A 4893-nucleotide genomic window follows, 5' to 3' on the forward strand; every position below is an offset into this window, starting at 1 on the left:
CCCATCACGCCATCGTTGAGCGGCCCCCACACGGCTGCAAGGGTGGGCTGGGGCTGTCTAAAGTCAAACAGGGTGAGCGTTGTGGGCATAGTCAGGCTTTGGGCTGCGGGATCAGGCTGCGGGATTAGGCTGTGGGATCAGGCTGCGGGATTAGGCTGTGGCTCTAGGCAAAGGGCGGCTGGGAGCGGGGTTCCAGTCCTTGCAAAAAGACATAGCCAACATACAGCGAAACGAGGGCTGCAAAAAAGCACCACACTGAAATGAATCCGGCGCTAAAAAAGTTGGCGGTGAGCAGCAGCGCCACCAGCACCAGCCCCCCTAGCCGCTGAAGATGGCGATCGCCACTTAGCACCAGCGGAGCCAAGATCGTCAGGACATACAGCGTATAGCCTAGCAGCACCAGGAAGCGCGTGGGATAGAGCCACAGTTGAAGCTGGTAGACGAGCGAATGGTTGTGGATGCTCACTGCGAGTTGCCGCTGGTGGAGCCAGAGGGGCAGGTTGAAATAGAGTCCGTAGAGCAAGCCGATGCCCGTGAGCGCCCGCCAGATCCGTTTTCGGGGGCGATCGCCCTCCACGCTCGCCGCCGTCAGCGGGGTCCACACCAGCCAAAAGCCGTGAGAAAAGCACACAAACCCGGCCGCCGCCAGCGCCACCAGCCGAGTATGGTTTGCACCCAGTCCCACCCACACCAGCCCCTCGATTGCCTGCTGGATGCCAAAGGCCAGCGGAAACGCCGCCAGCGGCATATAGCGTCTGTCCTCTTCTTGCGCCTTTTTGAGGCAGGCGATGCCGACGGGAATTAGGGCTGCGCCCAAGCTGAAGCTAGCAGTTGCAGAAAAACACATAGCCAGAGATCCTCCTAACGCCGTTATAGCGCTGGCGGCCTCAGAACGACTGGTCGTTATTCCGACTGCTGCTGCATCCAGATGGCCGCCAAATCAAGCGCTTCGGCGGGCGTGGCGATTTTTCCTTCGGCGCGAGCCAGTTGCAAAACTTCAAGCAGTTGCCCAATCTGGGGGCCAGGCGGCAGATGCAACTGGGTCATCAGGTCGCGCCCGGTCACGAGCGGGTGGGGATGGGCGATCGCGTCATGGGGGTCAAGAAATCGGGTAATCAGCGGGGCGATCGCCGCTTCGGAAATGCCCGATGCCAGCGCCACCACGCTCAGCGCCCCAAAGGCCGCGCCCACGCCTTGAAAGAAGAAATACTGTTCAGTCGCAGTGGCAGTTGGCTGCACGATGGCAGGCACCTGCGGCAAATAGCGCAGCACCGTCTGCACCGCCTGGATTTCGTTGCGGCTATACTTCAGGGTTCGCAGTTCGGCTTCGGCTTCGGCCGCCTCCGGCGAGACCAGCGCCGTCAGTTTGGCGATTCGCATCCAGCTTCGCCCCAGCCCCGACACCTTTTGCTGATCCCGCAGCCAGCCCGAAAGCTCTGCTCCCAGCGCCGGCCAGCGCGTTTCCAGGGCGATCGCCGCCTCGTCCATCTGGGCAACCCGATCCATCCCCGTCGCTGTCGCGTGGGGCAGCCAGGTGCAAAACAGTCCGTCTTCCCAGGCCATCTGCAAAAAGCGCGTGCCCCGTGCTGTGCCCAGCAGGTAGTTTAATTCTGCCTGCACCCGCTCTGGCGCAATGCCTGCCAGCAAATCTGCCAGCCGCTGAATCGTGGTCTGCGTGTCTGGCTCTAGCTCAAAGCCAAGCTGCGCCGCCTGCCGATAGGCCCGCAGCAGCCGCAGCGGATCTTCCTTCAGGTTCTCCGGCGCAACCATGCGGATGAGTTGCTGCTGCAAGTCGCGGTAGCCGTTCAGCGGGTCAAAGAGCTGCTCGGTGTGTGGGTCGTAGGCGATCGCATTCACAGTAAAATCGCGCCGCTGCAAATCTGCCTCCAGCGTCGGCCCCACCTGCTGGGCAAAGTCCACCGTGGCCCGCTCAAACACCGCCCGCGCAATCTGCCGCTCCGCATCCAGCAGCACATAGCCCGTGCGATAGTGATTGGCGATCGCCCGCGCCGTGGCCACGGCCCCTTCCGGCAGCACAAAATCCAGATCTAGATACTCTGCTTGTCGTCCCAGCAGCGCATCCCGCACGCTGCCGCCCACCAAGTACGCATCCGACGGCAGCCATTCCAGGCTAAAGGGCCAGGTGTGGGGCGACAGGGCAGAAGCCGTGGTGAGCGTGTCTGTGGGTAGGGTGAGGTAGGTCAAGGGAGGGAAGGGTCAGGGGTCAGGGAGCAGGGAATACACGGACGGTGGCTCGGAGGTGACGGATCAAAGGTCAGAACCGTGCTTTCTGGAGCGAGGGAGGCAAGGTTCAACCCCTGCACCCGTCCGCTAGCCCCCAGCCGTTGACCCCCAATCCCTAACCCCTGAAACCGAATACCTCCATTCTGCTATATCTGTCGGGGGCGATCGCCGCTTTTTCGCAAACTGAGCTAGAGTAGCATAAAAGCAGACGACTCTAAATCCCCACTGGCCTGGCGGCGGGAGAATTTTTAAGATGTGTATTTGCGTTAACTGCCATTACGTGGATCGCTGCACGACGTATCACGCGGTGGAACACCAGCATCAGCAGCCCCATCTGACAGAGTTTCCAGACTTTGAAGCCACCGAACCGACGATTAATGTCAATATTCGCCAGGGCGACGCGGATGACATTATCGAAATGGAGTGGGATGTGGTCGGCTGCCTCAGCTTTGTCGAAGAAACGGGCAAATGGGCGAAGCTGCGTCCGGGTGAGCTAGTGCCCACATGATCGCGCTTTGACCTTATTGGCTGAACCGAATGCATTGCCTGAATCCTGCCTGCCCGCAGCCGCAAGATCCCGGAACCGGAGAAACGTGTCAGCACTGCGGGACAGCGCTACTGCTAGGCGATCGCTTTCGAGCGGTCAAGCTACTGGGGCAGGGCGGCTTTGGGCGCACCTTCCTGGCCATCGACGAGCGCAAACGGTCTGCCCAGCATTCCGCTTCTCCTCGCCACTGCGTTATCAAGCAATTCTTTCCCCTCCAGCGGGGCGATTTGCGCCGAGCATCCGAGCTATTCCGGCAAGAGGCCGAGCGGCTGCGGCGGCTGGGGCAGCATCCCCAAATTCCCCGGCTGCTGGCGCATCTGGAAGATGAGGACGGGCAATACCTGGTGCAGGAATATATTCCAGGGAAAAATCTGGAAGTGCTGCTGCACGAGCAGAAGGTGTTTCACGAGGGGCAGGTGCTGGATTTGCTGAGAAGCCTGCTGCCTGTGCTGGCGTTTATTCACAGTCAGCGCGTCATCCACCGCGACCTGAAGCCCGAAAATATCATTCAGCGGCAGGGCGATCGGGAACTGGTGCTAGTGGACTTTGGCGCGTCGAAATATGCCACGCAGACGGCCCTGGGGAAAACGGGCACGATGATCGGCAGCGCGGGCTATGCTGCGCCAGAGCAGGTGATGGGGCGGGCCGAATTTGCCAGCGACCTCTACAGCCTGGGCGTGACCTGTATTCACCTCTTGACCGGGATGCACCCGTTTGACCTGTATTCCCCCATGCAGGATGCCTGGATCTGGCGGCAGTATTTGCCAGAGCCGATTGGCGATCGCCTCACCCGCGTTCTCAATAAACTGCTCCAGCGCCCCATCAGCAGCCGCTACAAAACCGCCGCTGCCGTCCTCAAAGACCTCGGCTTCCCCCTCCCCAAACTGCCCAACTTCCCCCCTGCTCCTCGCCAATCCATCGTTCCCGCCCCTCGTCAACCCGTTGCTCCCCTTGCCCCTCCGCCCCCGCTCTCCAACTGGCACTGCACCCGCACCCTTGCTGCCCACACTGGCCCCATTACCACCCTCGCCACCAGCCCCGACGGTCTGTGGATTGCCAGCGGCAGCACTGATAAAACCATCCGGCTGTGGAGTCTGGAGACGGGCGACCTGCTGCATACGCTGGGCAACGGGGGCCTGTTTGGCAATGGGCATGGCGATCGCCTCAGCGCTCTGGCCTTTACCCCTGACAGCATCGAACTGCTCAGCGCTAGCGACGACGGCACGATCAAGCAGTGGGACATGGCCACCCAAAAGCTGATGCGGACGATTGACGGGCACGACTGGCTGGTGTCGGCGATCGCCCTTAGCCAGCACGCACCCCTGTTCGCCACGGGCGGCGGCGATGGGCGCATCAACCTGTGGAATTTGGAAACGGGTGAGCAAATTGCCAGCCTGGGTAAGCACCGCGATCGCATTAGCGCCCTGCTCCTCAGCCCCGACGGGCACACGCTAATCAGCGCCAGCTACGACAACACCATCCGTCTGTGGAACCTGCGAACCGACGCACTGATCGGCACGCTGCGGGCCCATACCGACCGCATTACCTCGCTGGCGATCACCGCCGACTGGCAAAGCCTGATCAGTGCCGGAGCCGACAAGACGCTGCGATTTTGGGACCTCAACCGCATGGCCCAGACGCGCCCCATCGTCGCCCACAAAGACACCATCACCACCCTTGCCCTCAGCCCCCAGGGAACCCTCCTGGCCAGCGGCAGTGACGACAACACGATCAAGCTCTGGCCCCTCACGCGCCATCCTGAGATTGGCCTGACCGTTGCCCATCGATCCACTGCCTTGCGCGGAGCCTGGGCGATCGCTGCTCTTGTCTTTAGCCCAGACGGAAAAAGCCTCGTCAGCGGCGGGGCCGACGAGGTGGTGAGGATATGGGAGGAGGGGATTGGGAGTGACGGGGTGAGAGATAGAAAAAACGAAAAACGAAGAACGAAGAACGAAAAAGGGAGTGGTCAGAAAAACGCAGATGACAGGGCTGAACCCCTTGATTTCTAGTTTCCAGACCTGGGACACACAAAGTTCTGAATCATTCCCACGAAAAACGGAACTTCACGGGAAAAACGAAAAACAGAACTTCTTCCCTCTTCG

Annotated in this window: 4 protein-coding genes; 2 read left to right on the plus strand and 2 right to left on the minus strand. The window is 60.9% G+C overall.

What is annotated here, in order from left to right; translation table 11 throughout:
- Positions 1-163 precede the first annotated feature (163 nt).
- The gene (locus IGS51_RS22125) at positions 164-847 is read right to left on the minus strand and encodes a DUF6629 family protein (RefSeq protein WP_297081058.1); all 684 of its coding nucleotides are present in this window, start codon (positions 845-847) and stop codon (positions 164-166) included.
- Between the two features lie 56 nt (positions 848-903).
- Positions 904-2205, minus strand: a complete 1302-nt coding sequence (locus tag IGS51_RS22130; RefSeq protein ID WP_297081059.1) for a CCA tRNA nucleotidyltransferase — start codon at positions 2203-2205, stop codon at positions 904-906.
- A 292-nt stretch (positions 2206-2497) separates the two neighbouring features.
- Between IGS51_RS22130 and IGS51_RS22135 the strand changes: the two genes are divergently transcribed.
- The gene (locus tag IGS51_RS22135; protein ID WP_068513850.1) at positions 2498-2752 is read left to right on the plus strand and encodes a Ycf34 family protein; all 255 of its coding nucleotides are present in this window, start codon (positions 2498-2500) and stop codon (positions 2750-2752) included.
- A gap of 29 nt (positions 2753-2781) precedes the next feature.
- Positions 2782-4800, plus strand: a complete 2019-nt coding sequence (locus IGS51_RS22140) for a serine/threonine-protein kinase (RefSeq protein ID WP_297081062.1) — start codon at positions 2782-2784, stop codon at positions 4798-4800.
- The last annotated feature ends 93 nt before the right edge of the window (positions 4801-4893 follow it).

The organism is Thermoleptolyngbya sp. M55_K2018_002 (genome assembly GCF_015295965.1).
In the GTDB taxonomy this organism is placed as follows: domain Bacteria; phylum Cyanobacteriota; class Cyanobacteriia; order Elainellales; family Elainellaceae; genus Thermoleptolyngbya; species Thermoleptolyngbya sichuanensis.